This is a genomic window from Colwellia sp. MB3u-4 (assembly GCF_014077065.1).
Classification (GTDB): Bacteria; Pseudomonadota; Gammaproteobacteria; order Enterobacterales; family Alteromonadaceae; genus Cognaticolwellia.
The window spans coordinates 1-24,058 of record NZ_JACGVE010000040.1 but is presented as its reverse complement, the minus strand read 5'-3'; the positions used below and the strand labels follow the sequence as shown (position 1 = coordinate 24,058).

The following is a 24,058-nucleotide window of genomic DNA, read 5'->3' as shown; positions in this document are numbered from 1 at the left end:
TTATTTTTTATTTTTTATTTTTTAGTATCACTATTGATCAGTTCTTGTTCATATAAAAAAATCGTAATGCATAAACGACAAAATTTTATTCTAGGTCGACAGTTAATCCGAATTAGATAACGCCTATGGCCGCTGATGTGGATTGGGGGTTATTGTTGCTTAAAACTGTCCAATATTTTACTGACAGCTGATGACTAATTGTTTAACTACCGACCGACAGCGATGTCTTTTTACTGAAAGCTAATCCCGACCTTTTTTTTCGTCAGAATTAATAGCGAAATTCATCTGGGATGGGTAAGTTTTTGGCCACAGGTTTGGGTCGGCGCGCCTGACCTTTTTTATGGGCACTCAACTGAAAAATAAATGCCAGTATTTGTGCTACTGCCGCAAATAATTGTTCTGGGATTTCTTCATTGGGCTCTGCGGTGTAATATAAGGATCGAGCTAAAGCTGGAGATGCCACAACCTCAATATTATGCTCTTTGGCAATGGTACGAATATGTAAGGCCATTTCATCTATGCCTTTAGCGACTAATACCGGTGCGCCACCCGCTTCAGTGTCATATTTAAGCGCTACTGAATAATGGGTTGGGTTGGTGATCACCACATCAGATTGGGGTACGTCTTGCATCATGCGCCGTTGTGACATTTCATATTGCGCCCTTCTAATCCGACCTTTTGTTTCTGGGCTACCTTCAGAGCTTTTCATTTCATCTTTAATTTCTTGCATGCTCATTTTTAATTGCCGATTATGATTCCACACTTGATATGGCGCATCAATAACCACAATAATACCAATTGAAAACGCTAAGGCTAAAAACATCCACATCAGTAATGACACCGCATGAGCAAAATTATCCGGAATATTCTCCGTACTTAAACTCAATATTTGGCCAAACAAACTACTCAGTAATAAATATGCTGAAATAAAAACCACAAAAAACTTAAGAATTGACTTAATAAGTTCAACATAGGATTGCACACCAAACATGCGTTTAAACCCAGCCATCGGCGAAAGTTTACTGGCTTTGGGTGCCATAGCTTCCCAAGAAAAACTGATACCGCCCAGCAGCATGTTGCCAATAAAGGCCGCAATAACAATAATAATATGTATCCAAAGAAAAGGTACCGTTATTGCACTGATACTATCACTGATCACTTGATATAAAGCATGCACATCCATGGTTTCTTTCCGACTTAGACTCAGCAGACGAGTCATCATCTTTGCTAGGCCCTCAACCAAAGAATTGCCCATCAGCATCAATGCCGCCGCACTGCCGACTAAAACAAACATAGTGCCTAAATCTTTTGAACGCGCTATTTGGCCTTTTTTTCTCGCGTCAGAAAGTTTTTTCGCCGTGGGTTCTTCGGTTTTTTCACCGCTATCAGATTCAGCCATTAGGGCGCGGCTCCACAATCGATAAGATAACAGCTAAAATCTAAAGCCCGTTGCCATTGCATAACAAAATGACTATAAAAATTACCCATGGTTAACCACATAATTAATAATCCTGCACACATGGTGACAGGAAAGCCAATAGCGAAAATATTCAATTGCGGCGCTGCTCGGGTCATAATGCCAAATGAAAAGTTAATTAATAACATCGCCGTTAAAGGTGCTATGGCGAGTGACAATGCGGTTGCAAACATCCATCCACCCCATTGGGCGATTTCTTTAAATTTGATACTGGAAAATTCTGGGGCAGGAATAGGAATAGTGTCGAAACTGGCGACCACAAACTGTAAATAAGCTAAGTGGCCATCCATTGTCCAAAACAATAATGATGATAAAATTAAAAAGAACTGACCTACAGCCGGCACGCTTGTGCCACTGGCGGGGTCAACAAGCGAGGCAAAACCTAAACCCGTTTGCATCGCGATAATTTGGCCCGCTAAGGTAAAAGTATTAACCACCATCACGGTGACAAAACCGAGCATGATGCCGATAATCATTTGCTCACCAATGAGCAATGTTGTCGCCAATGAAAACATATTATCAACACGAGCAGGCGGTAATGCTGGCATAACCGCGACCGTGACTGCCAAGCAAAGAAACAATTTCACCCGTCCAGGAATGGCTTTTGCCCCTAAGCCTATCATTGACATCACCATGGCTGAAATACGTGTAAACGGCAGCAAAAAATCAGCCATGCTTTGATTAATAATTGACTCAGTGAACTCCATCGCTAACTGGCTACGCTAGGGATGCTACCGATGAGTCGAATGGTATAATCCATTAGTTTTTGTACCAACCAATGTCCGCCTATAATTAAAGACAGCAAAGTCACAATTAAACGCGGTAAAAAACTCAAGGTTTGTTCATTTATCGAGGTAGCGGCTTGGAATACTGCTACAACCAAACCAATAATCAGGCTTGGTACAATAACGGCACTCACCAGTACAATCACTAGAAACAGTGCATCTCGTAAAATATCAACAAATACCTCAGGACCCATTACGTGGCTCCCATACCGTAACTTGTTGCCAGTGTACCTATCACTAAATTCCAGCCATCAATCAGCACAAATAGCATTAACTTAAACGGCAAAGATACGATCATCGGCGATAGCATCATCATCCCCATCGCCATTAAGATACTGGCCACCACTAAATCTATGATTAAAAATGGAATAAATAACATAAAGCCAATTTGAAATGCCGTTTTTAACTCACTAATAACAAAGGCTGGAATGATCACTGTCATCGGTAAATCTGTTGGTTTATCAACTTGTGTTATACCTGCCATTTGGGCCAAGGTATCCAGATCTTTAATACGTGTTTGCTCTAACATAAACGCCCGTAATGGCACTTTAGCTTTATTAATCGCCTCAACCGAGGTTAATTGGTCTTGTAAGTAAGGTTGAATCGCCCGAGCATTAATTTCGTTATAGACCGGCGTCATAATAAATAAGGTCATAAACAAAGTAATGCCAATAATAACCTGATTAGACGGGGTTTGTTGTAAACCAAAAGCTTGCCGTAAAATCGCCATGACCACCACAATGCGGGTAAACGACGTCATCATGATCACCGCTGCCGGTATGAAACCTAGCGCGGTCATAAAAATTAATATTTGTAAGGTAACTGAGTATTCTTGCGAACCATCCGGATTAGTGGTCAAGGTTAACGCTGATAATGAAAGGCCATCGGCGGCAAAACTAGTATTGCTAATGAGTAAAAACGACAAAATCGTCACCAGTAAAGTGACGATTTTGTTTAACGATAATAATGATTTTTTATTTTTGTTTATCATAAGTTTTTATAGCTTTTTGTTTGAATAGTTTTGCTAACGACTGAGCAAAATCAACACTGTTTTCTGTGGCATTCACCAAGGGTTCATCAAGGGTTTCTAACAAGGTTACCTGCTGTGTGGTGACCCCAAGCAATAATTGTTTATCTCCAGCTTGCACCACCACTAACTTCTCTTTTGCCCCAAGGTGTAAACTTGTGACTATTTTTAAGCCATGGTGAGTTTGACGTACGCCTTGAAAACGCTTTAATATCATGGCACTAATAACAATCACCGCCAGCACCATCAGTAATGACATAATCATGCTCATAGAATTCATATTAGTGGCAACATGCTTGCCCACTTCAACCGGAACATCCTCAGTTAAAGCAACATCGCTAACAACCTCTTGCGCATGGGCAAAGGCTGCAAAAGCCAACCAGCTTAAAAGTCCTGATAAAGTTTTTTTCATTAGTGACTATTTTAACTTTTTAATACGTTCAACTTGGCTAATAACATCAGTCAAGCGAATACCAAATTTATCATTAACCACAACCACTTCACCATGAGCGATTAAGGTGCCATTGACCATCACATCTAATGATTCACCTGCAACACGGTCAAGTTCAACAACCGAGCCTTGGTTCAGCTGTAGCAAATTTCGAATACTAATATGACTACGTCCTACTTCCATAGAGATGGTAACAGGTATGTCTAGAATCGCATCGAGCTTACGCTTTTCTGCACCTGAGATATTGCCACTATCTTCTTCTAACTCTTCCAATTCAACCGCTTTAGCCGCTTCTGCACTAGCTTGCTCATCCATCGCTTCATCCCACATACCTAAATCATCTTTGTTTTCTGTACTCATACTATTTTGCCTCAATTTTCATCGAGTAGCGTCAAAATACTTACACTACTCGTTTGTTATTTTCTATTATGCCGTTATACAATTTTTACACCAGAGTTAATCAGTCCTGTTTTATCAAGCCTGTTTTATCAATCATGTTTTATCAATATTACTTACCCAGACTTGTTATAAATAATCGTCTAATAAATGCAGCTCGGCATCACTGTCTAAACGCTTACCACCTTTCGTCAAGATAGTTAGCTCTGATTTAACTGATTCCGGACGCTTAATTTTTGATTCTATTTTCAGCGCTAAATTATTACGACTTTGACCAAGTTGAGCCCTAAATGACGGTAATTTTTCTATTAATACAGTAATATGTTCAGGCATATCAATGGGAATAATGTCACCGGCTTTAAGGTCCATAATTTTTTGCAATGGCAAGGTCACTTCGATGAATTTAGTTGATATCTCGACCGACACGTCCATAATTTCATCACGCAGGGCCTTCGACCAACGCATATCAGTATCTTCTTTATCAGTTTGTAAACCGGCATCAAGTAATTCGCGAATAGGCTCTAACATTGCATACGGTAAAACCACATGAAAATCACCGCCACCACCATCAAGTTCAATATGAAAAGAACTAATCACCACCACTTCAGTTGGACTAACAATATTTGCCATCGAGGGATTAACTTCTGAATCAAGATATTCAAATGAAACATCCATCACAGGTGACCATGCTACTTTATAATCTTCAAAGATAATTTTTAACAACATTTGCACAATACGGCGTTCAGTGGGAGTAAATTCACGTCCTTCAATTTTCGCATGATATCGACCATCACCACCAAAAAAATTGTCCACTAATATAAAAACCAGTCGCGCTTCCATGGTAATTAGTGCCGTGCCTTTTAAAGGCCGAAAGCGCACCATATTTAAACTGGTTGGCACAAATAAAGTATGTACGTATTCTCCAAACTTGATCATTTGGATACCGTTAATAGAAACTTCTGCGGTGCGACGCATCATATTAAATAAACTAATACGCATATGACGTGCAAAACGTTCGTTGATCATCTCCAACGTTGGCATGCGGCCACGAACAAGGCGATCTTGCGAAGAAAAATCGTAATCAGAGGTCTCTCCTGAATTAGCAGAGTCCTCTAAAGTTTCATCTTCTTCAACATCATCAACACCGTGTAAAAGTGCATCAATTTCATCTTGAGATAATAAATCACTCACTCAATAGTCTCTTTATCTTGTTAGTTTAGTTACACTGTTCACAAACCATAGCCGTTAACTTAAGCAAAAGTTTAATCAAAAATTCAATCAAAAGCTTCAATCAACCAAGCAATCTATTCGCGGCTATTTTTCTTCAAAGGAATTACTGCATGACAAAGCCGGTAAAGAGTACTTTTTCAACCACTGTACTCCCTTCAATTTCAGTCATTACTTTCTGAACTGCTACTAAAGACTTTTGCTTTAAAGCTACTTTTCCTGCACTTGTTGCTAGATCATCAGCATTCGACTTTGAGAAAACACCTAACAAGGCACTTTCAATTAAGGGTACATGTTTTTTAGCGATTTCTTCATTTTCAGCGCCTCGCACCAACAACTGTACACGAATTTCAACAAAGCGATCGCGAGCGATTCCAGGTACATTAAAGCGAAAATGTCTTGGCATAGGCACATACAAAGCTGAGCCAAGTTGAGCACCTACGACTTTTACCGCTTCGTTTTCAGCGCCTGTGTCTAAAGCCGCATCGATCTCAGCTTGTGAAATGTCATTATCACCACCAAAGATAAAAAACGCAGCCGCACCGCCAGCAATAGCCAAAACGGCAACAATGGCGATAATGATAATCAACTTTTTCTTCTTACCTGGGTTATCCAGCTTAAGTTCTTTTTCGTCTGCCATGGTTTCTACCTGTGAAAAGTTTTTATATCTATTGTTAAACTATATCGTTGAATAGCTGCTAATCCAAAGGGTTTATCAAGTATTGTCAGTGTATTCATGAATTAAGCATAGTAATCGATACCGGTTGACGAAGCTTTGAGCACATTCACTATTGCGTTATCATTTTCACTGAAACTGTCTTCAGCCGACTGGGCATTTTGACCCTTGTTAGACTGGCTGTCAAAACCATCACCATCTTGCTCTTTTGCTTCGCGCTGTTCGATATTTGCCTCCCCAACATCAACACCACTTTCAGCTAACATATCGCGTAACTTGCCCATATTTTGCTCTAAAGCCTCTCTTGCTTGCTGGTTTTGCACCACAAATTGCACCGCGGCTTGCTCATTTTGTAAATTCACTCGCACATGAATATTACCCATCTCTGGTGGGTCAAGTTGAATTTCCACTTGTTGAATTTTTTGGTTGATCATCACCATCACTTTATCTTTAACAGCATCGGCAAAATCTTTACGGTAAATAGCAATAGTCTCAGTCTGCATAGTGGCAAATGATTTTTGTGTTGAGACAGTATTTGTCGTTAATTGATTTACCGTACTTTCAAAACTTTGCTCTTGCTGGGCAGCTAACTCCGCAGCACTTGTCAGCGGCTTGGCTTGATCGACTAATGTTTGATTAAACACTGACGCCACTTTGTCAACTTGTGGTGTTAGCTTGTCGCCCTCAGTTTTAGCGGTTTTTTGTGCCTCGAGCATGGCACTGGCTAATTTATCAACGTCTTCATTTACCGCTGTTTTCTGATTAGTATCAAGTTTTGTATCCGTAACCGATGTTGATACCACAGTAGCTGTACTTTGATTAACAAGATGAGTTTTTGCGGCTTCGATATCGCTACCAGGTTTAAATTCACTCGCTTTATCGCTGGCACTATTTTGCAATGCGCTATTGTTAGCTAATTGGTCAACACCTTGGGTTTTATCTAAACCGGCATTGCCTTCTTCAGTTAATGCTTTTATACCTGCTTGCTTTGCCATTAGCTCGGCATCATCAATGCTAGCTTGCTCACTCGTTAAGGACGTTGTGCCGGCAGTGGTTGTTTGCATATAGCCTGATGTAACGTCGCCCGGCACTTTCCCTTCAGCAGTATTATTTGCTGCAGATTTTGTCAACAATTGCCCTGCACCACTTAACATTTTTAATAAATCAACCGCGTCATCATTTTCAACATTGCTCGCTAAGTCACTTTGGGTTTGAGCTTGATGTTCAGTTTGAGTTTGAAAGCCAAGATAGGATTTTAGCTCAGCGTTTGGCGCAGAGAGATTTTTGGCATCGTCTATCGGTAAAGGCACGGGTAAAGTATGATCATCATCAACTTCATTGCCCTTGGCTAAACGCTCGCTTTTTAAAGCCTGTTGGTGTTGTTCTGCCGCTTTAGAGACAAAATTGCCATATGGCTCAGTATTTTGCTCTGACTCTTCCGCTTTTTTTCTTAAATAGTGTTGCTCCATCGCATCATTAAATGCGTTGCTTTTAGCTTGACTTTTTATTGACGACCCACCTTTAGCACCAGGGGTGTCAAGGCTTTGGCCAGCATCAGTAGACAATATATTCATTTGAGACATAACAGACCTTTCTTAAATGTAGACTTAAGCACAATTTAATAAATTATTTCTATTGTTAATTAAGCAATATTCATTCCAAAAATAATTTTCAAGAGAGAAGGCAGTATGATCCTGCTTGTCTCTACCTGTGACCAAATCGTGCCGCTCTAATAGGCAGTTCAGCGCTAAATCTTAAAGTGAACTAAATATAAAAGCATCAATAACAAGCCTTGAGTTTGAATCTTGATGCTGATGGGGTTTACTCAAGTACTTAATCTATTGTTTCTATTGTTTCTATTATTAAAATGGCAGAGTTTAGCGGCGGCGGCGAACAAATTGTTGTGTCGCCATTTCATCAAACATTTTTTGTTCTTTTTTATTAGCGACTAATTGCAGCGCGGCCAGTTTTTTATTACGTAGTAATTCTACCGCTTGTATTTTTTGTCTTTGCTCTAACCATTGTTTTTTTCGAGTTTCAACTAATGCTTTCGCTTGATGAACCGCAACTTTAACCTGTTGAGAGGCGTTATCTAGTTTCGCGATAAAAGCATGAAAATGGCTATATGTTGCACTATCAATACCCTCGATTGAACGCTGATTAAGCCGGCGCATATATTCTAAACGATAATCGCTAACACTTTTTAAACGCGCTTTGTTTTGTTCATAATCGACCTCTGCCACTTGTAATGCTTGTGAGGCTTTTTGTTCTTTATCAAGTTCATACTTATGTAAGGTGTTCAACTGTTTCATCGGTTTAGTGACCTATTCGTTATTGTGTCTACTGATTTTTATTGGCATGAGCTTGCGCTGCCGCTAATACTTCCTGCAGCTGAGTTAAACTTTGATCATAAGGAATAATTTCAAGCGTTTTTTGCTGCAAAAAAAATTGAATCACGGGTTGCAAGTCAATCGATTGATCTATTCTTGGATCCGTCCCTCTGCTGTAGGCGCCAATGGCAATCAAGTCTTTATTTTCTTGATATAAGGCATAAATCTGCCGTAGTTGCCTAGCAAGTTGCTGATGTTCTTGGCTGGTTACCATCGGCATAACTCGACTAATTGAGCCTTCAATATCAACCGCTGGATAATGCCCGGCATCAGCTAATTTTCGAGACAAAACAATATGACCGTCTAAAATGGCACGGGCAGCATCAGCAATCGGGTCTTGTAAATCATCACCTTCGGTTAATACAGTAAAAAATGCACTGATTGAACCTTGGCCGTCCCCGCCATTGCCGGCTCGCTCAACGAGTTGGGGTAATTTAGAGAAAACGGATGGCGGATAACCTTTCGTTGCCGGTGGCTCGCCTACCGCTAGTGCTATTTCGCGCTGCGCTTGTGCATAACGGGTCAGTGAATCTACCAGCAATAAAACATTTAAACCTTGGTCACGAAAGTATTCGCTGATCTGCACTGCGGTTTCACAGCCCTTAAGCCGCATTAACGCTGAATTATCGGCCGGTGCTGCCACCACCACAGAACGCGCACGACCTTCTTCACCCAAAATTTCTTCAATAAATTCTTTAACTTCTCGTCCACGCTCGCCAATTAAACCCACGACAATAACATCAGCGTTTGTGCCACGTGTCATCATACCTAACAGCACACTTTTACCAACACCTGAGCCCGCAAACAAGCCCATTCGTTGCCCAACACCAACGGTTAGAAAACTGTTAATCGAGCGCACTCCAACATCTAGGGGCTCGGTAATGGCTCGTCGTGATAAGGGATTGATCGGTGTACTGTCATATTGATAACTATCAGATGCTTTAATCGGCCCTTTACCGTCAAGCGGTTTGCCAACACCGTCAATAACTCGGCCTAACAAGTCCATTGATAAGGGTAAACGTGCTTTAGTCGATAAAGGCACGACTCGTGCGCCAGGTAATACCCCTTGCAAGCTTTGTTCTGGCATTAAAAATGTTATATCTTGGGCAAAGCCAACAATTTCTGCAATCAGCTCGCCTTGTGAGGTTTCCACCAAACATTGGCTACCAACCGCGGCTTTAACGCCAACCGCTTCTAAAGTTAAACCCACCACACGCACTAAACGCCCGGCAACAGAGACACTGTGCGGGTGAATAAATTTTTCACTATTTTTTAAACGTTCAGTTATGCGATTTATATCAACCATAGAAATTTTTACGCTTATTGATAAAGTTTAACAGGACAATATTTGTCGTTAGATAGTTAAGGTGTGTCGGGTTTATTTTTGTAAGTTTCATGACTTATTTTTTCTTGAGACCCGCTTTCTTGATATAAGTTTCTTGATATAAGTTTTTTGATATATAGCTTATTGATGTAAAGCTTCTAGTAAAAACGAGTCCAAAACCTCATTCAAACGTGATTTAACACTCAGATCAATATTAGAAGTGCTGTTTTCAATTTGACAACTCCCGGGGCTTAATTGTGGCGCAGCCAATAAACACCAACCTTGTTCTTGAATATGTGCTGCACCAAATTGTTCTTCTACCAATTTAATGTCTGTGGGATGCAATAAAATTTGGGTTTGAGACTCTTGTGCCGGTAAGGCTTTAATACCTTCAGCGATAGCCGATAATAAAATATCTGGGTTAGTTTTCGCTTCATGCTTAGTCACCGCTTGGGTTAGTTGCACGACTAACTGTAATAGTTGCGCTTCAACATTTTTTTCAACATTAAGCAAAGGCTGATGTAATTGGTCTAATAGGGTTTGCATTGCCGCGATTTGTTGTTCGCTGGTTTCTTTACCTTCGGCTAAACCTTGTATCACACCTTCTTCACTACCTGAAATAAGACCCGCTTCATGACCACTGGTTTTACCTTCATCAAAACCTTTAGCAAAACCCTCTGCTTTTCCCTCACTAAAGCCTTCTTCAAATGCGGCTTGACGAATGTCTTCCATGTCTTGTGCCGTTAACGGCACAGGCTCATTGACTTCTGTCTCTTCTGGTGGCTCATAACGCCAGTTCATTGGCTGGCCTAAGGCATTAGTTTTATTAACCTTTGTATCTTCGTCTGGTTGCACATTAGGTGCTGACCAGGTATCAACCTTTTCAATTTTTTTTTCCGCCATCGCCCCAGTGCTTGGCTCAGAATCTGCTGCCATTAGGTTACACTCTCTGATGTTTGATTATAAGAATTCATCGCCGCCACCGCCGCCGCCTAACATAATTTCACCGGCATCAGATAATCGATGTGCAACCGCCAAAATTTCTTTTTGCGCGGCTTCAACTTCACTAATGCGTACTGGCCCCATCACTTCAAGATCATCCGCTAGCATTTCTGCAGCACGTTTAGACATATTGGCCATAATTTTTTCTTTTAAGGCTTCATCAGCACCTTTTATTGCTTTCATGAGCGCATCTTGCTGAACTTCTCTTAAAATGGCTTGGATACCTCGGTCGTCAACATCGGCAAGGTTTTCAAAGACAAACATAAGGTCTTGTATTTGCTGACTCATTTCTTCGTCATGTTCGCGAATTGAAGTCATCAACATACCTTCAACATTATTGTCTAAATAGTTCATGATGTCTGCAGCCGCTTTCAAGCCGCCCATTTTCGCGGCTTGTGCACCCGCTTGACCGGCAAATTGTTTTTCCATGATCTCATTTAATTCTTGCAATGCCGCGGGTTGAACTTCTTCTAAATTAGCAATACGCATCATAAGATCCAAGCGCACTTTGTCGGCGAATTGGGTCAGTATTTCTGCTGATTGATCCGGTTCAAGGTAAGATAAAACGATGGTTTGAATTTGAGGATGTTCATTACGAATAATGTTCGCCACTTGCTTTGAGTCCATCCATTTCAAAGAATCAAGGCCCTTAGCACCACCACCTTTGACAATTTGATCGATAAGGTTACCGGCTTTATCTTCGCCTAATGCTGCGGTTAATGCTTTGCGGACAAACTCTTCACTTTTGAAACCAATAGTAGAAAAATTTTGAATTTCGTTAATAAATAACTTATGCACAGCGGTAATTTTTTGTTGAGTAAAATCTTCCATACCGGCCATGATCATACCCACTTTTTGCACTTGCTTGGGCTCTAAGTGTTTTAGTATTTGTGCCGCATCTTCTTCTGAAAGACTCAACAATAAAATCGCGGCTTTTTCAGCGCCGTCAAGTTTATTGACGTCATAGCCAGACGATTGTTGCTCTGCTAGTTCTTGATTTTCATCACTCATTTTCGGTTAACCAACTTTTAACGACTTGCGATGATAATTCTGGCTCGTTTGCCACTAAGGCCCGTACCGCTTTTAATATATCGCCATCGCGATGTAAATCAGGCAATTGTAAACTACCATCAGGAGCAAAGCCAATTGAGCCAGCATCAAAGTCAGATGATAACATGTCCATGGTTTCATCACCCAAATCAACATGACTATCAAGCGACTTATCACCGTAGTCACTCGGGGTTTTTTCGGGATGAATTAGGCGTTTTAACATCGGACGCACCACGGCAACAAACAAGATAGCAATTAAGATAACCGCCCCAAGCAATTTTGCATATTTATAAATAGTAGGATCTTTCCACCATGCTAGTGGCGCCACGGCTATAATTTCTGGGCGAGAAAACGGTAAAGTAACCACCTCTAATGAATCACCACGTTGTAAGTTAAAACCAATGCTGCCTTGCAATAAACGACGAATATTAGCCATTTCTTGTACAGAGCGTGGTGTTGGTACAGGTTCACCTTCAGCATTGAGCTCAGACAAGTAATCTAAGGCAACAGAGACACTAATGCGATGAATAACGCCGGTTTGTTGTTTGGTGTAGCTAATAGCCTCGTCGAGTTCATAATTACGTGTCGACTCTGTATGCTTACGACCCGGCATGGTTTGCTGTTGAGCATTGCCCGTAGCATCTTCGGGAATATTACTGTCCAGCGGTGGTTGATTCGTTAACGCACCTGGAATACCACCGAGTAAACCACCAATGGTATTATCTTCAACTTTCATTTCGCTACGCAAAGCTGGTAAATCTGAATTATAACGCCGCTGAGTTTCTTCAGTATTGGTAAAGTCCATGGCCACGTCAACTTGGGCGGTAAAGTTGCCTAAACCTACAACGGGAATTAAGATCGAATCAATCTTATCCATGTATTCTGCTTCGCGTTTTTGTTCAATTTCGAATTCTTTACGTGAGCGTGACGACACAGAATCTTGTGAGCCAGAATTTAATAAACGACCATTTTGGTCGGTCACCGTGACCCGATTCGGCGATAAACTTTGCACGGCTGATCCGACAATATCTACTACAGCGTCAACTTCTTCTTCAGATAACAGGCGGCCCCGACTCAAGGTTAGTACCACAGTAGCTGACGGATTTTTTTCACGTTTAGCGAAAACATTTTCACGTGGAATGGCTAATAAAACTCGAGCGCGTGAAATAGATTTTAACTCTTCAATGGTTCGGGCAAGTTGCTGCTCTCTAGAATGCTTTAAACGTTCAGTTTCAAGCCGTTGACTCACACCAAAACCCATATCTTGCATAAGAATTTCGCTGCCCTCAGAAGGCGCATCACTTAGGCCGCCACGAGCTAGCATCAACTTAACATCTTGGTATTGGTCACTTTCTACCGATATTGTGTTGTTTTCTTGGCGATATTCAACTTGCTTGCTGTCCAGAAAATCCATGGTTTTAATTAATTGCTCGGTGGGCAATTTAGTTAAAAAACGATATTCTGCTTCATTGGCTAGCATAATAACAAACACAGCAATCGCGAAACAAATCGCTAGCGCAATCACTATGGTCATTTGACGTAGAAAATCAACATTACCCATAGCCGCTGCTAAACCTGACTTTTGTTCACCAACATCATCTAAACTATCGTTGGCGACTAAGTCATTGTTACTATCTGCCACCGTTAAATTTGTGTTGTTTGTTGAATCTGCCACTTACTTCTCTCCGCGTCACTATCGTTTTATGCTTAACCACTGAGCCGTTATACCGGCATGCTCATAATTTCTTTATAAGCTTCAACAAACTTATTACGCACCTGAACGGTCGCATCGAAAGCAATACCTGCCTTTGACGCCGAAATCATGGTGTCAGCCAAAGTAACACTGCGATCGCCAAGTTCAAAAGCGGTACGCTTAGCACCCGCATCTTGTTGTAGCTCATTGACATTATTTACGGCATCTTTTAATAAGCTACCAAAGTCACTACCGGCTTTGCTCACCGGTGGTGTGCCCATGCCATTTGCTTCACCTATGGGTAGTTTATTGCCCATAGCTTCCATCGACATGCTTTGCATTTGAGCGTATAAAGAATTAGTTTTAATATCCATGGCTATCTCGCTTTCGTCAATTTCTTGTTACTTAATGTTACCTAAGATTAAAGCAAGCATAGTGCCAAGCTAAATAATATCGCAAAATATTGAAAAAATCACCTGATAAAAAAGCTAGAATATCTTTTAAAGTTTTTAAAAAGACTTTAAAATCAGATAGAAACTAAAAATAAATAAATATCGTAAATATAAATAAATAATTCATGAAACGAAAAAAACGACGTTAATGCGTCGTTTTTTTGTTACAAACAGGTACTAAGCCTATTTTTTCTTAAAGTGGGATATTAATACCACTATCACGCATACGCGCAATTTTATAACGTAAGGTGCGTGGACTAATACCTAAACGCTCGGCCACATCTTTACGACTACCGCGACAAGCATGCAAAGTGTCCAATATTATTTGATGTTCTTGTAATTTAAGTTCACTGCCGAGTTTGTCATTTTTTTCCGCGTCTACTGCCTCACTTGCTACCTTGGGTGTTTCAAAGTCATCGATCAATAAATCATTCGCATCAATGCAACGATCACTTTGTAAAATTAACGCCCGTTGAATAACATTGTCTAACTCTCGCACATTACCCGGCCAGTCGTAAGCCAGTAATTTACTACGCGCAGCCGCGGTGAATTCAGGAATAACATTACCATCTTTTTGACAAATACGGCTAATAAGATGGGTCGCCAAGGGCAGAATATCATCACGACGTTCATTAAGTGGCAACCAGGTTAATGGGAATACATTCAGTCGATAATATAAGTCTTCTCTGAAAATACCACTTTGCACAGCGGCTTTTAAATCGCGATTACTGGTGGCTATTACTCTGACATCTAAGCTGATGGTTTTACGTCCACCTATGCGTTCTACTTCTCGCTCTTGTAACACGCGTAAAATTTTGGCTTGTAAACTTAAGTCCATTTCGGTTATTTCATCAAGTAAAATAGTGCCGCCTTGCGCTTGTTCAAATTTACCCGGACACGCTTGAATAGCGCCAGTAAAAGCGCCTTTTTCATAACCAAATAAAGTGGCTTCAAGCATATTTTCAGGAATAGCAGCGCAGTTAATCGCGACAAAAGGCGCTTGGCTACGTGGTGAGTAATTGTGAATATATTGTGCCAGCACTTCTTTACCTGAGCCACTAGGTCCCAAAACCATCACAGAGGCGTCAGTATTTGCCACTTTTTTGGCGAGCTTTAATAACTCAAGACTTTGCGCATCAGCCACAATAGGGTCGCCACCATCATTCACTTGTAACGGCACATACTGACTGACCATATTGAGTAAAACTTCTGGCGCAAAGGGTTTGGCCATGTAGTTGCGTGCACCGTCTCGCATGGCCTGTACAGCATCATCAATAGTGCCATACGCTGTCATGATCAATACCGGCAATTTTGGATAGTTATGGCGAATACTTTTCAATAACGACAGTCCTGACATGCCGCCCATTTGTACATCACTCACCACTAAATCGACGGTATGCGACTTAAGTTTTATCAGTGCGTCTTCACCTGAGTCTACGGCTAAACATTGATAGCCCGCTAACAGCAAAGTATCAACCAGTGCCTCTCTCAGTCCGGCATCATCTTCAACAACCATTATTTTACTTGTGCTCATGACTAAGCTCCTTAGACAAAAATGCCTCGTTTTCATGCTCAGTCAATGCCGCGTTAGTCTCTTCACTGACCAGTAAGGGTATTTTCATACAAAAATGTGCCCCTTCACCTGGCTGACTTAACAAGCTCACTTCACCTTGGTGTGCATTAGTGACAGATTTTACCACCGCTAGGCCTAAACCTGTGCCTTGGCTTCTTGAGGTATAAAAAGGTTCGAATATTTTATCGGCTAGCTCGCCACTAATGCCCGGACCATTATCACGCACACTAATGTAGGCATATTCGCCCTGACAGTAAGCACTAATGTTGATAACGGCATCGGCTTTAATGACAGATAAACTATTGTGTATTAAGTTTTGAATTGCCCCCGACAAGGCACTCACATTGCCTAAAATCTCGCAGCCTTGTTGGCAAAAATGCAAATTAACTTTTGCGCCAGCTTGACTCACTTGCGGCTCAATGACTTGCTTGGCTTGCTCAATCAGTTGGTTAATATTAACCGGTTCAACAACCGCTTTACTGCCACTTTTAGCAAACAACAGCATGTCATTAACTTGCTGCTCTAAGTCATGTAGACGTAACATTAATTTGTCTTGAAAATTACCCCGTGCCTCTTGGCTGAGTTTTTTATTGCGTAGATTAGCGCCATATAGCATCGCAGCCGATAATGGTGTACGAATTTGATGAGCCAATTTTGACACCATACGCCCTAAAGACGATAGTCGCTGTAATTGGCCAAGCTTATCTTGTAAAAGTCGCGTTTCGGTTAAGTCAGTGATCATGATCAACTGCCCAGGTTGACCGCCTAAAGTGGTAATTTCTAATTTTACCCGGCGACCGTCATTTAACGAAACCTCGTGCCAATCATCAGCGCGGGGTTTAAAAGAGCGTTTAATTACACCAAACCAAGGTTGACCCAAAATGGGCTCATCAAGCAAACGTTTAGCGCTGTCATTAATTTTCACCACAATACCGTTGCCATCAAGCATGATCATCCCCGTTGGCATAACATCAATAACGTGTTGCAGTTGTTTGTTTTGTTGACGTAAGTACGCCAATTCACCCGCGTAGTTTTCGCTTTCTAGTCGATTGGATTGCTCGCGTTTAAAACTAACCTCATCAAATGAAGTTACTACACGATTCAGCGCAGAATTGGCTGAAGAAGAATTGGTCGATGTCGAATAGGCAAGTGCCATAATATTTTACCCGAGTAAAGAAGTACACTCGAACAAAGCATTAAGCATGCCAACCAATTAAACTGATATTATTCAGCAACTAAAGCACATTATTTCGATTAACATTGGCTGTCAATAAAATGGCTAACATCATAAAACCGTTAAAAAAACACTGAACGCCGATCTAAAAGCGCTATTACCATCTGTATTTAAACAATGGGTATAACTGACTTTATTGGCTGTGCTAAAAAGTAAAACGCCCTTGAAATAATCATTATTTCAAGGGCGTTTTACGCAATCAAGCTAACAAAGCAGCGCTAACTTGTCTTGCTGTTACCTAGCGCTTATAGCTATGAATGAATAATTAACTGACTTTTTGGAGATTATATTTACGCATTTTTTCCACCAAGGTAGTACGGCGCATACCTAAAAGCTCAGCTGAACGAGCAACAACCCAATCATTTTTACCTAAGGCTTGGTTAATCAAGGAAATTTCTAAATCAGCTAAATACTCTTTTAGGTTCAGACCATTATTGGGTAAAACATCAAGGATATTGCCACTATCAGCGCTCGCATCTGCTGAGCTAGTTTGTGCCATAGCCTCCTCTTCATCTTCATCTTCATCTTCATCATCAGCACCTGAAAACATTTCATTAATCGCTTCACGTTCTTGTAACTCTTCAGGATATTCAGGTTGATAGTCATCTATATCTAAGTGTTGATACTTTAACGGTAGTTGTCCAACATTAACCACCTGCTCGCCATACATAATAATCATACGTTCAATTAAATTGGAGAGTTCTCTCACATTACCGGCCCAAGTATGCTCTTTTAACGATTCAATCGCTTGTTCCGTAAAGCGCACTGACTGCCCTTGCTCAGCAGAAAATCGTGAAATAAGCTCTTGCAACAAGAGTGGAATATCTTCTTTTCGCTCTCTTAGCGACGGAGTTTCGATAGGGAAAACATTTAATCGATAGTAAAGATCTTCACGAAAATGATTAGTTTTAATCATGTCTTCTAAATGTTGATGTGTCGCCGCAACAATTCGAACATTAGCTTTTAAACTTTTAGCGCCACCTACCCGTTCAAAGGTTCGTTCTTGTAATACACGTAATAATTTTACTTGCATGGGTTGTGGCATATCACCAATTTCATCCAGAAATAGTGTGCCGCCTTCCGCCATTTCAAAGCGACCTTTGCGCGTAGAAATAGCGCCGGTAAATGCCCCTTTTTCATGGCCAAACAGTTCACTTTCTAATAAGTCAGCAGGAATAGCACCACAATTAACCGGCACAAATGGCCCTTTACTTCGCTCTGACAAGTTATGAATATTACGCGCAACCACCTCTTTACCTGTGCCCGACTCACCTAAAATTAAGACACTGGCCGAAGTAGAGGCCACTTGTTCAATTAAAAATCGTACCTCTTGCATTGCACTACTCGTACCCACCAAAGAGCGAAATAAAGAGTTTGGACGATTAAAACCACGTTTTGACGGCAGGTTATTATGGTATTGGTGACTGTGGTGCACTAACTCGGTCAATTGTGCATAATTTAGCGGTCTGGTTAATTCACCAATCACATTGACATAACCACTCAGTTGTTTTCTATCAATAACATCGTGATAAATAAAAGGGTAGGTTGGCTGAGATTTAATAATATTTTGTAACTTTTCAGAAACGTCACCACATAAAATAATGGTCAGAACATTCGGCACTTCAGCTAGATATTGATCAATTTCTTCTTCAGCAAAAACATGAAAATACTCACCGACAAAAGCTAAAACTGTTTCTATTTGATGGCGTCTTGTCGCATCATTATCGACAACTAAAATATATTTTTTTTCTTGCATTTTTTGCCTTTGTATTGGTTGACTTCACGTTAGCCCATCTTGCGTTGGTTGACCTTACTTTTTGATCTTGCGCAAGAGCCTAACAAGTCATTTATTATTATAAGCTGCCGCCATTATTCACTTGCTGTCATGATTAATCAACAATAAATTGACACTTGTCTGTCATTTTATTGTCAGTTAAAGTAAAAGAGAAGCCAGCCGATACAGAGTAAGTAACGAAAATAGCTTATGGTTAATACTCACATGCACACAAGTAAAAAAGGTCCTATTAAGGCCATGTCAAAAAAACAACAACTCAGCTTACCTATAATCATTTGAATTATTTTTATATTTAAACAAGCAGATAATTGCTTATATTTCATTACAATACTGTTTTTTTTAAGTCTAAATCAAAAGTGGCATGAAATAAGCTTGTCTGAGCAACACGATTAGAAATAAAATTTAATAGGAATATTCGATGTTAATTATTAACGGTACAGCTGAGCTTATGAAAGATAATGGCAGCTTTCAAAAAGGCGACCGACATGAGTTCAATATGTTCTCAGTAAATATGCCGCTAGAAGATCAGCTTGTCCAGATAGAAGACTATTTAGTAACACGCGGTTGGGACAATATTGAAGTGGCCGATAACGGCATAGTTGCAGACCCTAAAGCCATTGAGCACGGTGTGTTACTCGCCGCTTACGAAAAGGCTAAAAGCGAAGGTTTAGCTGTCACCATTAATAACCAAGCTTTACTATAATTTATAATATTCAATTTTAAATCTAATGTATTTTAGTATAAAAAATTATTGTATTACAGTTGGAGATATCTATGATTCACGCGTCATTAAAGAAATATCAACAAGTTAACAAAAGTACCGCTCAACAAGCGTCACCTTATCAATTGGTCGCCATGTTATTTCAAAAATTACTTGATAACATTGCCACTGCTAAAGGCGCTATTACCCAAAAAAATTACGCTAAAAAAGGCACTGAGATTTCAAATGCCATTTCCATTATAGGTGTTTTAGAGGCTTCACTTGATTTTAAACAAGGTGGAGAAATATCAAATAATTTAGCGTCTATCTACGTTTATTGCTCAGAACAATTACTAGCCGCTAGCGTAAGTAATGATATTGATAAACTCAATGAAATTGCTCAAATATTAATCCCTATTAAGTCAGGCTGGGATAACATACCCCTTGATACTCAACAAGAAGTAAGCTTCTAGTGGCTTTAACAGCCATTGAAAATTTAACTGATATTATTGAGGTATCTAAACTGCTCCTTAAGCATTTAGATACCGCAGATATTCAGGTTCAGAGTGATAATGAAACAGATAGTGAAATAGTGAGTGAAGCAGAGAGTGAAATAGATGGTGGAATAGGCAGTGTAAGAGATAATAAAAAGTCGATTGCAGAGTCAACCAGCCATGATAACAGCGAGCAAATTAATACAGCAAAGCTGCTTAAATTGATCAAGAACAGAGAAGAGAAAATTTATCAGTTATTCGAGCACTTTAGCCCCGAAGAATTGCAATTGCATCTTGCACAACTGCAAACTATGGCGGCACTCGACAGCCAACTTATTGAAAAAGTAAATCGTACTCAACAGTCAGCCAAGTCAGAAATTTTGACCTTAAAGAAAAACAAAAAGGCGATAAATCTCTATCAAAAACTGTAAAGACAATCATAGATAATACTATTATTATGATGCCACCTTTTCTTAACTGATCAACAACATAATACCTGCTGCAGGGGTTTGTTGGTCTATCAGCATAATCCCCCGCTTAACGGTTGACGGACTGAAGTCCGACCTACAAAACAATTGCCCAAGGCTCTATTTTCACTCGAAGTCACTATGTAGATTTAATCTAGGTTTAATCTAGGCTGGATGTCGGTTGGATGTAGGTTGGACTTCAGTCCAACAAGTTAAATGAAATTTAACCGTTTTCAACATAAAAACGGATCAACAACATAATACCCGCTGCAGGGGTTTGTTGATCTATCAAGTTAATCACCCGCTTAACGGTTGACGGACTAAAGTCCGACCTACAAAACAATTGCCCAACACTATATTTTCACTCGAAGTCACTATGTAGGTTTGATGTAGGTTGGACTTTAGTCCATCAAGTTAAATGAAATTTAACCATTTTCAACATAAAAATTGCTCAACAAAATAATGCCTGCTGCAGGGTTTGTTGATCTATCAAGTTAATCACCCGCTTATCGGTTGACGGACTGAAGTCCGACCTACAAAATTATTGCCTAAGGTATATTTTCACTCGTAGTCACTATGTAGGTTTGATGTAGGTTGGACTTCAGTCCAACAAGTTAAATGAAATTTAACCATTTTCAACACAAAATTTGCTCAAAAGAATAATGCCTGCTGCAGGGGTTTGTTGGTCTATCAAGTTAATCACCCGCTTAACGGTTGACGGACTGAAGTCCGACCTACAAAACAATTGCCCAAGGCTCTATTTTCACTCGTAGTCACTATGTAGATTTAAGCTAGGTTCGTTGTAGCCTAGATGTAGGTTGGATGTGGGCTTGATCTAGGTTTGATGTAGGTTGGACTTCAGTCCAACAAGTTAAATGAAATTTAACCATTTTCAACACAGAAATTGCTCAAAAAAATAATGCCTGCTGCAGGGGTTTGTTGGTCTATCAAGTTAATCACCCGCTTATCGGTTGACGGATTGAAGTCCGACCTACAAAATAATTGCCTAAGGTATATTTTCACTCGTAGTCACTATGTAGATTTTGTATTTAGGTTGGATGTGGGCTCGTTCTAGGTTTGATGTAGGTTGGACTTCAGTCCATCAAGTTAAATGAAATTTAACCATTTTCAACATAAGAATTGCTCAACAACATAATACCCGCTGCAGAGGTTTGTTGGTCTATCAGCATAGTCACCTGCTTAACGGTTGACGGACTAAAGTCCGACCTACAAAAAAATTGTCCATGGTTATTTTTAACGATTGTTAATTATTGTTTCTTACCACACCTGGCAAGTTATCAAGCTGCTGTTCTAAATAACTACTGGTCGCATTCAAATTAGATACGATCAAGTCCATAGCATTATATTGTGCGAATAATCGTGTTTCTAATGAATCGATACGACGAGTAAAGTCAATGCGTTCATCATCTATTTTTGTTAATTGATTGTTTTTACTGTCAATACGCCCCTCAATTAAACCACCTGATTCAGTGTAAAAGTCAGTTAAGGTTTTAAGTGAAGCAGCAAAACCTGGGACATCGTCAGAGCCAACAAAAAAGTTTTGCACCCCTTCAACATTCAATGCTATTTGTGCATCTAAATCATCGGTATCTAATTCAAATTTGCCAAAGCGGTCTGCACGAATGCCTAATTGGTTCAAGGTTAAATTGTCACTGCCACTACTGGCAAATGAGCTACTAAGCTCTTGGCGTAGCTTACCCATTACACCACGTAATAGTGAGTCGCCCGCAAGTGGGCCTACTCCATCTTCGCTTGACGCACCAAGTTGCTTACTAAGATCAACCAATTCGTTATAACTTTTTACAAAGCCTTCAATACCGGCTTTAATATTAGCATTGTTTTCAGACACACTCGCCTTGCTGATATTGTCATCAACATCGTGCACTTTTTTTGCTGTAATGGTTATGCCGTCGATAGCATCAACAAATTCATTACTACTGTTGGTGACCACTAATGCACCATCGATGGTTATTTTTGCGTCAGTTGCTGCACTAGTTTCTGAAAGATTTTTGGCAAAGGTAGGCGAGGCTGAGTCAGCATCATAAGCTAAACGAGATAAGCCCGCATTGTCAGTATTGTTACCGTCAGAAACATCGTTGGTCGTCACTTTAATGGCGTTAGCAAGACCGGTTTCTTTGCTGGTAAAAACAAGATGTTGGCCGTTATCATCGGTAATAATAGTGGCGGTAATTGCGTCGTTATCTAGGCTGTCGTTAACCGAGTCGCGAATATCACCTAATATTGCACTGCTTGATACGCTAATATCAAAACTGTTACTACCTGAAGCAAAAGTTAAGGTACCTTCACCCACAGCTTCGCTACTGTCAATGCCCGCCGAAACGAGTTTATGCGTGCTGGCTAGTTGGTCAACCTGAACAGAATAACTACCAACTTCAGCGCTTTTTGTACTGCTTAGTGCAACAAAATCATCCGAGCCAGTGATATTTCTTTGTTGATATTTATCTGTACTGGCTAAATTTTCGATAGCGTCAGCGACATTTTGCAAGCCACCTTTTAACGCACCAACAGCAGAAATATCTGTTGTTATTGCGGCTTCGCGACGATTTAAACGACTTTCAAACGGTGCCCGTTCAGCCCCGACAATCGCGTCAACAATTTCAGAAACCTGAAGGCCTGAGCCTATACCTGTAAAGGCAATATCTACCATAATTTCACCAATTCTTGTTGCAGTAAGTGCTAGCTAAAAGTATACCTGAATAAATAACGGCCATTAAAAAGAATAGCGAATGGAGCGTAAATAATAGCCGTTAATATAAGTGTCAATATAACTGTTAATCGACCTTATATTTCTGTATCTATTAAGTTACCCGTCGCATTAGACAATTTAGAAATAATACCCAACACTTCTTCCGACGGATATTGCTTAACTAAATCGCCTGTGCTTTTATCTAGCACTTTAATAACATCGCGTCCCGAATCTTTATCGACTAAAAATTCTAAACTTCGATTCATTTCACCCATAAAATCTTGCAATTGTTGCGCCACCTTTTCCAATTGCTTGGGTGTCATCGCTTGTGTTTTGCTTGCTTCACTGATACTGGTTTTACTTTGCTCTTCAATACGGGCTGTATTTTTTGCTAAATCGTTTTCAGCCTCTGCTTTATGTAAAGCTGATCGCTCAGCTTTATCACTTGGTAATCCAATGTTTGTTGAGTTACTTAAATCAGCAACGGTATTGGCGGTATTAGTTACATTCATCTCTGACCCCTTTTTATCACCTAAACACATGACGTTACTGTCTATTATTAATACTACTTTAAGGTGACATTTCATTAACGATAAAACGCAAAAAGGAAGGGTTAATGGCCCCTTCCTTCACTTATGCCACTAACATAAAATCTATACTAGTGTGAGCTGGAGACCTAACCTAACAAGCTTAATGCGGCTTGTGGTAATTGGTTAGCTTGCGACAAGATTGACGTACCTGCTTGTTGCAATATTTGGCTCTTAGTCAAGTTTGCTGTTTCTACCGCAAAGTCAGTGTCTTGAATACGGCCACGTGACGCGGATAAATTTTCTTGAATATTAGATAAATTACTGATGGTATAGTCAAAACGGTTTTGCACCGCACCTAAATCAGCTCTTTGGTTATCAATTTGAGCCAATGCCGAATCGATAGTTGCTAGTGCACTTTGTGCACTAGCTGCACCTGTTGATATATCTAATGAAGATATTTTGGTTTGAGTAGAGCCTGTATCTCCTGAAATAGTTCCCGTCGTACCTGAAATTGAGAATGTGTCATTACTACTTAATTCTAATTTAGATGAAAAACTTGAAGTACCGGCTGAACTATCGGTTCCGCC

Annotated in this window: 24 protein-coding genes; 3 read left to right on the top strand and 21 right to left on the bottom strand. The window is 40.2% G+C overall.

What is annotated here, in order from left to right:
• Positions 1-268: 268 nt before the first annotated feature.
• From flhB to H4J61_RS00820, 18 genes are all read right to left on the bottom strand, one after another.
• On the bottom strand, positions 269-1,399 hold the full coding sequence (gene flhB, locus H4J61_RS00905; protein WP_182134820.1) for a flagellar biosynthesis protein FlhB: 1,131 nt from the start codon (positions 1,397-1,399) through the stop codon (positions 269-271).
• A complete protein-coding gene (gene fliR / locus H4J61_RS00900) occupies positions 1,399-2,184 on the bottom strand; it encodes a flagellar biosynthetic protein FliR (protein WP_182134818.1) in 786 nt (261 codons plus the stop codon). Before fliR ends, flhB begins: the two co-directional genes overlap by 1 nt.
• Positions 2,185-2,186: 2 nt before the next feature.
• Positions 2,187-2,456 carry a flagellar biosynthesis protein FliQ gene (gene fliQ / locus H4J61_RS00895; protein WP_182182842.1) on the bottom strand — a complete coding sequence of 90 codons (270 nt, stop codon included), beginning with the start codon at positions 2,454-2,456 and terminating at the stop codon, positions 2,187-2,189.
• Positions 2,456-3,253, bottom strand: coding sequence for a flagellar type III secretion system pore protein FliP (gene fliP / locus H4J61_RS00890; protein WP_182134816.1), 798 nt, complete (start codon positions 3,251-3,253; stop codon positions 2,456-2,458). The genes fliQ and fliP overlap by 1 nt, the downstream gene beginning before the upstream one ends.
• Positions 3,237-3,701, bottom strand: coding sequence for a flagellar biosynthetic protein FliO (fliO, locus tag H4J61_RS00885; RefSeq protein ID WP_182134814.1), 465 nt, complete (start codon positions 3,699-3,701; stop codon positions 3,237-3,239). The genes fliP and fliO overlap by 17 nt, the downstream gene beginning before the upstream one ends.
• 6 nt (positions 3,702-3,707) lie before the next feature.
• Positions 3,708-4,100 (bottom strand): flagellar motor switch protein FliN, encoded by a 393-nt coding sequence (gene fliN / locus H4J61_RS00880; protein WP_182134812.1) that lies wholly within the window; start codon positions 4,098-4,100, stop codon positions 3,708-3,710.
• A 165-nt stretch (positions 4,101-4,265) separates the two neighbouring features.
• Positions 4,266-5,327 carry a flagellar motor switch protein FliM gene (gene fliM, locus H4J61_RS00875; RefSeq protein WP_182134810.1) on the bottom strand — a complete coding sequence of 354 codons (1,062 nt, stop codon included), beginning with the start codon at positions 5,325-5,327 and terminating at the stop codon, positions 4,266-4,268.
• Positions 5,328-5,469: 142 nt separating this feature from the next.
• Positions 5,470-6,003 carry a flagellar basal body-associated protein FliL gene (fliL, locus tag H4J61_RS00870; RefSeq protein WP_182134808.1) on the bottom strand — a complete coding sequence of 178 codons (534 nt, stop codon included), beginning with the start codon at positions 6,001-6,003 and terminating at the stop codon, positions 5,470-5,472.
• A 101-nt stretch (positions 6,004-6,104) separates the two neighbouring features.
• Positions 6,105-7,622 carry a flagellar hook-length control protein FliK gene (locus tag H4J61_RS00865; RefSeq protein WP_182182840.1) on the bottom strand — a complete coding sequence of 506 codons (1,518 nt, stop codon included), beginning with the start codon at positions 7,620-7,622 and terminating at the stop codon, positions 6,105-6,107.
• Between the two features lie 294 nt (positions 7,623-7,916).
• Entirely contained in the window at positions 7,917-8,351 is a 435-nt protein-coding gene (gene fliJ / locus H4J61_RS00860; RefSeq protein WP_182182837.1) for a flagellar export protein FliJ, read from the bottom strand.
• 28 nt (positions 8,352-8,379) lie between these two features.
• Positions 8,380-9,735, bottom strand: coding sequence for a flagellar protein export ATPase FliI (gene fliI, locus H4J61_RS00855; protein WP_182134802.1), 1,356 nt, complete (start codon positions 9,733-9,735; stop codon positions 8,380-8,382).
• Between the two features lie 159 nt (positions 9,736-9,894).
• Positions 9,895-10,689 carry a flagellar assembly protein FliH gene (fliH, locus tag H4J61_RS00850; protein ID WP_259363044.1) on the bottom strand — a complete coding sequence of 265 codons (795 nt, stop codon included), beginning with the start codon at positions 10,687-10,689 and terminating at the stop codon, positions 9,895-9,897.
• A 24-nt stretch (positions 10,690-10,713) separates the two neighbouring features.
• Positions 10,714-11,766: a flagellar motor switch protein FliG gene (fliG, locus tag H4J61_RS00845; RefSeq protein WP_182182836.1), complete on the bottom strand. Its 1,053-nt coding sequence runs from the start codon at positions 11,764-11,766 to the stop codon at positions 10,714-10,716.
• Complete coding sequence (fliF, locus tag H4J61_RS00840) at positions 11,759-13,480, bottom strand: flagellar basal-body MS-ring/collar protein FliF (protein WP_182182833.1); 1,722 nt, start codon at positions 13,478-13,480, stop codon at positions 11,759-11,761. The genes fliG and fliF overlap by 8 nt, the downstream gene beginning before the upstream one ends.
• Before the next feature lie 47 nt (positions 13,481-13,527).
• Positions 13,528-13,872 carry a flagellar hook-basal body complex protein FliE gene (gene fliE / locus H4J61_RS00835; protein ID WP_182134796.1) on the bottom strand — a complete coding sequence of 115 codons (345 nt, stop codon included), beginning with the start codon at positions 13,870-13,872 and terminating at the stop codon, positions 13,528-13,530.
• Positions 13,873-14,143: 271 nt separating this feature from the next.
• The gene (locus tag H4J61_RS00830; protein ID WP_182182831.1) at positions 14,144-15,484 is read right to left on the bottom strand and encodes a sigma-54 dependent transcriptional regulator; all 1,341 of its coding nucleotides are present in this window, start codon (positions 15,482-15,484) and stop codon (positions 14,144-14,146) included.
• Entirely contained in the window at positions 15,471-16,679 is a 1,209-nt protein-coding gene (locus tag H4J61_RS00825; protein ID WP_182182828.1) for a PAS domain-containing sensor histidine kinase, read from the bottom strand. Before H4J61_RS00825 ends, H4J61_RS00830 begins: the two co-directional genes overlap by 14 nt.
• A gap of 343 nt (positions 16,680-17,022) precedes the next feature.
• Entirely contained in the window at positions 17,023-18,513 is a 1,491-nt protein-coding gene (locus tag H4J61_RS00820; RefSeq protein ID WP_182182826.1) for a sigma-54 dependent transcriptional regulator, read from the bottom strand.
• Positions 18,514-18,970: 457 nt separating this feature from the next.
• On the opposite strand from H4J61_RS00820, the gene H4J61_RS00815 reads away from it, so the two are divergent.
• The 3 genes from H4J61_RS00815 to H4J61_RS00805 all read left to right on the top strand — a co-directional run bounded on the left by H4J61_RS00815 (position 18,971) and on the right by H4J61_RS00805 (position 20,177).
• On the top strand, positions 18,971-19,255 hold the full coding sequence (locus H4J61_RS00815) for a hypothetical protein (RefSeq protein ID WP_182182824.1): 285 nt from the start codon (positions 18,971-18,973) through the stop codon (positions 19,253-19,255).
• 71 nt (positions 19,256-19,326) lie between these two features.
• On the top strand, positions 19,327-19,725 hold the full coding sequence (gene fliS / locus H4J61_RS00810) for a flagellar export chaperone FliS (protein ID WP_182182822.1): 399 nt from the start codon (positions 19,327-19,329) through the stop codon (positions 19,723-19,725).
• Positions 19,725-20,177 carry a hypothetical protein gene (locus tag H4J61_RS00805; protein ID WP_182182820.1) on the top strand — a complete coding sequence of 151 codons (453 nt, stop codon included), beginning with the start codon at positions 19,725-19,727 and terminating at the stop codon, positions 20,175-20,177. Before fliS ends, H4J61_RS00805 begins: the two co-directional genes overlap by 1 nt.
• A gap of 1,300 nt (positions 20,178-21,477) precedes the next feature.
• On the opposite strand, the gene fliD is transcribed toward H4J61_RS00805, so the two are convergent.
• The 3 genes from fliD to H4J61_RS00790 form a co-directional block, all read right to left on the bottom strand.
• A complete protein-coding gene (fliD, locus tag H4J61_RS00800; RefSeq protein WP_182182818.1) occupies positions 21,478-22,902 on the bottom strand; it encodes a flagellar filament capping protein FliD in 1,425 nt (474 codons plus the stop codon).
• A 134-nt stretch (positions 22,903-23,036) separates the two neighbouring features.
• The gene (locus H4J61_RS00795; RefSeq protein ID WP_182182816.1) at positions 23,037-23,453 is read right to left on the bottom strand and encodes a flagellar protein FlaG; all 417 of its coding nucleotides are present in this window, start codon (positions 23,451-23,453) and stop codon (positions 23,037-23,039) included.
• A gap of 164 nt (positions 23,454-23,617) precedes the next feature.
• Positions 23,618-24,058, bottom strand: a 441-nt coding sequence (locus H4J61_RS00790; protein ID WP_259363043.1) for a flagellin, incomplete at its 5' end; no start/stop codon positions are given.

Excerpts from the sequence above, each read along its gene's own strand:
- flhB (WP_182134820.1), bottom strand. The coding sequence starts at position 1,399 with ATGGCTGAATCTGATAGCGGTGAAAAAACCGAAGAACCCACGGCGAAA.
- fliR (WP_182134818.1), bottom strand. The coding sequence starts at position 2,184 with ATGGAGTTCACTGAGTCAATTATTAATCAAAGCATGGCTGATTTTTTG.
- fliQ (WP_182182842.1), bottom strand. The coding sequence starts at position 2,456 with ATGGGTCCTGAGGTATTTGTTGATATTTTACGAGATGCACTGTTTCTA.
- fliP (WP_182134816.1), bottom strand. The coding sequence starts at position 3,253 with ATGATAAACAAAAATAAAAAATCATTATTATCGTTAAACAAAATCGTC.
- fliO (WP_182134814.1), bottom strand. The coding sequence starts at position 3,701 with ATGAAAAAAACTTTATCAGGACTTTTAAGCTGGTTGGCTTTTGCAGCC.
- fliN (WP_182134812.1), bottom strand. The coding sequence starts at position 4,100 with ATGAGTACAGAAAACAAAGATGATTTAGGTATGTGGGATGAAGCGATG.
- fliL (WP_182134808.1), bottom strand. The coding sequence starts at position 6,003 with ATGGCAGACGAAAAAGAACTTAAGCTGGATAACCCAGGTAAGAAGAAA.
- H4J61_RS00865 (WP_182182840.1), bottom strand. The coding sequence starts at position 7,622 with ATGTCTCAAATGAATATATTGTCTACTGATGCTGGCCAAAGCCTTGAC.
- fliJ (WP_182182837.1), bottom strand. The coding sequence starts at position 8,351 with ATGAAACAGTTGAACACCTTACATAAGTATGAACTTGATAAAGAACAA.
- fliI (WP_182134802.1), bottom strand. The coding sequence starts at position 9,735 with ATGGTTGATATAAATCGCATAACTGAACGTTTAAAAAATAGTGAAAAA.
- fliH (WP_259363044.1), bottom strand. The coding sequence starts at position 10,689 with ATGGCAGCAGATTCTGAGCCAAGCACTGGGGCGATGGCGGAAAAAAAA.
- fliG (WP_182182836.1), bottom strand. The coding sequence starts at position 11,766 with ATGAGTGATGAAAATCAAGAACTAGCAGAGCAACAATCGTCTGGCTAT.
- fliE (WP_182134796.1), bottom strand. The coding sequence starts at position 13,872 with ATGGATATTAAAACTAATTCTTTATACGCTCAAATGCAAAGCATGTCG.
- H4J61_RS00830 (WP_182182831.1), bottom strand. The coding sequence starts at position 15,484 with ATGAGCACAAGTAAAATAATGGTTGTTGAAGATGATGCCGGACTGAGA.
- H4J61_RS00825 (WP_182182828.1), bottom strand. The coding sequence starts at position 16,679 with ATGGCACTTGCCTATTCGACATCGACCAATTCTTCTTCAGCCAATTCT.
- H4J61_RS00820 (WP_182182826.1), bottom strand. The coding sequence starts at position 18,513 with ATGCAAGAAAAAAAATATATTTTAGTTGTCGATAATGATGCGACAAGA.
- H4J61_RS00815 (WP_182182824.1), top strand. The coding sequence starts at position 18,971 with ATGTTAATTATTAACGGTACAGCTGAGCTTATGAAAGATAATGGCAGC.
- fliS (WP_182182822.1), top strand. The coding sequence starts at position 19,327 with ATGATTCACGCGTCATTAAAGAAATATCAACAAGTTAACAAAAGTACC.
- fliD (WP_182182818.1), bottom strand. The coding sequence starts at position 22,902 with ATGGTAGATATTGCCTTTACAGGTATAGGCTCAGGCCTTCAGGTTTCT.
- H4J61_RS00795 (WP_182182816.1), bottom strand. The coding sequence starts at position 23,453 with ATGAATGTAACTAATACCGCCAATACCGTTGCTGATTTAAGTAACTCA.